The following is a 3,436-nucleotide window of genomic DNA, read 5'->3' on the forward strand; positions in this document are numbered from 1 at the left end:
AGCTGCCGGGATAGCAGAGAACAGTGGAGAGAAGAAAAGTGCCAGCGAAAAGAGTATTGCAACGACTACTGCCGTCAATCCTGTTCTGCCACCGACCTCAATGCCTGTAGTCGACTCGATATACGTCCCGGTGGTTGTTGTGCCTGCCATTCCGGCAAAGACTGTGGCAAGAGCATCGGACAGAAGCGGTTTTCCAATTTCTGGAATGTTTCCGTTTTCATCCAGAAAACCTGCCCTTGCAGACGCACCTATGAGCGTACCCATGGTATCCAGCAGATCCATTGTGAACATAGTAAGGATCACAGCAAAAAATCCCCATGTCAGCGCACCGAAAATATCAAGTTGAAGAAAAATAGGGGAAATACTGGGCGGCATACTGACCAATGCGACCGGAGCTTCTGAAATACCTGTGATGAAACCGATAAGTGCCGTTACGATCATACCTATCAGGATGGCTCCTTTTATGCGCCTAATCATAAGGGCGCCGATGAAAATTAAACCGAATATGGCAAGCGCAACACCGCTGGTATTAAGGGGGCCCACATGTACGGGTGCTCCTTGGACTCCCAGTGTTACTATACCTGAATTGACAAGACCGATGAAAGAGATGAAGAGTCCTATGCCTACTGCAAAACTATATTTTAGATTTCCGGGTATGGCTTTTACCATTAATTTCCGGGCTCCAACTAGAGTTAAAAGTGTGAATAGTACTCCGCTTATGAACACTGCTCCAAGTGCGGTCTGCCATGAATAGCCCAGAACACCAACTACTGTATAAGCAACAAAAGCATTTTCACCCATATATGGAGCGATCGCAAAGGGCCTTTTTGCATAAAGTCCCATCAGAAGTGTGCCGAAGATGGCTGAGATGATGGTTGCGACCATCGACGGACCGAACGGAATACCGGCAGCCTGTAGAATTGCAGGATTCACGACAATGATATATGCCATGGTCATGAAGGTCACAAGCCCTGCCGTTATTTCTGTTCTTATGGTTGTCCCATTCTTCTTCAATTGAAAATAATTCTCTATGATGTTACCCATACATTTCACCCTTATGCCACTGAATCATATCAATTAATGATGATAATTATCTGAAAACTTCATGTATAAATATTAATTGATTTGCAGTGGCATCTTGAGAATTGAGAAATGGAACCACCATCTTCATCAATCTACCATGCGACCGCCGATGCCCCTGACAATCTGTCGTGGGTGGGGTGACGCTTGCCGACTGAAGGAGGTTTCATGCTGTCGTGTCGGAAGTTGAATTTACATCCTACACGATTCAGGATCAATGAACTCAATGGAAGGAGAACAGGTAAGTTTAAAGTCAAAGTATCACCCTAGATGCCGGGTACAGAGCGTGAGCGGCATCCGAGGTCCTTGATTAACTCCACTCTCTTTCTTATGCTCCTGAAAAAAAGTAAAAGCCAAAAAAGAATTATGCCATAAGAGAAACATAGAAAATTAAATAATGATAGTTTACAGATACTTTAAAAAAGTTATAACATCAAAGTGGCATCATCGTAAATATTTCATACAATTTAAAATATTATGAAAAATTTGGTGGAACGGTATGAGGTTGACAATTTTCCTAATAATTTTCCTATTTCTGCTATTTGTTCCTTCAGCCAATGCCATTGAATATCCTTCACCGGTCGGCTATGTCAATGACTTTGCAGAGATACTTGACAGTGATGAAGAGAAGCGATTGAATGATGAGATCACGGCTATAGAGAAAGATTCTACAGTGGAAATCGCCATTGTAACAATCGAATCTCTCGAGGGGATGAGCATCGAGGAGTATGCAGTCGGACTTTTTGAACAATGGGGAATCGGTAAAAAGAACATTGATAACGGATTATTGATTTTGGTTGCAAAAAACGAAAGAGAATATCGCATTGAAACAGGATACGGACTTGAAGGTGATATAACTGATGCCCAGGCAAGCAAGATCGGGCGTGATATTCTCGTGCCAAATTTTAAAAATGGAGAGTTTGGAGAGGGTTTGTACGGGGCGGTACAAGAAATCAGGGTTATCGTTGCATATCCTTCGCAGGTAGGGCGCGTCAATGACTTTGCAGATATACTTGACAGTGATGAAGAAAAACAATTGAATGATGAGATAAGTGCTACAGAGAATCATTCAATGGTGGAAATTGTCATTGTAACGAGTAAATCAGTTCAGGATGTAAGTATCAATGAGTATGCAAACAAACTTTTTAAAAAATGGGAGATAGGTAAAAAGAGCAATTATCATGGATTATTGATTTTGGTTGTGACTAGTGACGAAGTATATTATCAATATTATTTAATTTGGGATAAGAATATTTTCACAGATGAGCAGATAAGCAAGATTGGGAGCGATATTTTCATACCACATTTTAACAATGGAGAGTGGGGTGAGGGATTATACGAGGCGGTACAAGAAATCACAAATATTGTTGAGGAGAATCCGCATGTTTTTAGCATACCTGATGGAGAAATATTCGAATATAAGATAACCGTTAATAATATTCCACGCACATACTATATCAGCAAGGATGCAAAGAATTTAGTTTTATTATTAATCTTCTTCAGTTTTATACCATTTGGTATATTATTTGCAAAAAAAAATAGAAAGCAGGCAATGACATTTCTTCTTGGATATAATGCGATTTTATTGATCGCCACTTACATTAAATCAGCTGGATTATATTGGTATATTGTTGGACATTTTTTTTGGCTGTTGTTTTTGATATTTTTTTTAGCACTCATTATCACAGGCAGATTTAGAGGGTCGAATGGAGGAGGGGGTAGAATAGGTGGATCACGTGGCTTTGGAGGTGGAAGTAGTGGTGGTGGAGGCTCTTCTGGTGGATGGTGAACCTGTTATATGAGGTGATGTTGTGGCTGTAAAAACAGAAATTGCCCTATTTTTTCAAAACGAGGTCAGTGACTGAGGATTTACGCACTTATGCTCCATTAACGCAATGAAACCATAACATCAATCACAGCAAATAGTTTTTTAAGAAATTACGCCATAATATAAACTTCAGCGTAAATGGTGAGATATATGGGGATTTCTACAAATTATGATATAGCCATAGTAGGGGCTGGGATTGCTGGACTTTATTGTTGCTTAAATGCTCATCCAGATAAAAAGATAGCTCTATTTGAAGCAACGAATAAAATGTAGATTCCCGTTGAAAATTGACCCTTTTTTCCCACCAATTTTGACCCACCTTCATGTGACTTTTCTTACCTTTAATAGTTACTATTTTCTATTTTCCACTAATGGGTCAATTTTAGGTGGGAATTTTCAGGTCATTATACAAAAAGGTAATTAATAAATATGTAAAATGTGCAAAAACGCTGTTTTTTCTACAATATCCCTATGTGTAGGTTTTCTCAAATGTTCTATATGGTATAGGAATACATTGATTTGTAACTA

The 3,436-nt window shown here is 39.4% G+C and carries 2 protein-coding genes; one reads left to right on the forward strand and one right to left on the reverse strand.

Going from position 1 to position 3,436, the window contains the following annotated elements:
* Positions 1-1,044: NCS2 family permease (locus tag IBX40_12160; GenBank protein MBE0525063.1), on the reverse strand; the 1,044-nt coding region annotated here is incomplete at its 3' end.
* A gap of 535 nt (positions 1,045-1,579) precedes the next feature.
* Here IBX40_12160 and IBX40_12165 point away from each other — a divergent pair.
* Positions 1,580-2,869 carry a TPM domain-containing protein gene (locus IBX40_12165; GenBank protein ID MBE0525064.1) on the forward strand — a complete coding sequence of 430 codons (1,290 nt, stop codon included), beginning with the start codon at positions 1,580-1,582 and terminating at the stop codon, positions 2,867-2,869.
* Positions 2,870-3,436: the final 567 nt, after the last annotated feature.

The organism is Methanosarcinales archaeon, assembly GCA_014859725.1.
Lineage (GTDB): Archaea > Halobacteriota > Methanosarcinia > Methanosarcinales > Methanocomedenaceae > Kmv04.

Bases quoted from the DNA above. Each gene is read 5' to 3' on its own strand.
- IBX40_12165 (MBE0525064.1), top strand. From the start codon at position 1,580: ATGAGGTTGACAATTTTCCTAATAATTTTCCTATTTCTGCTATTTGTT.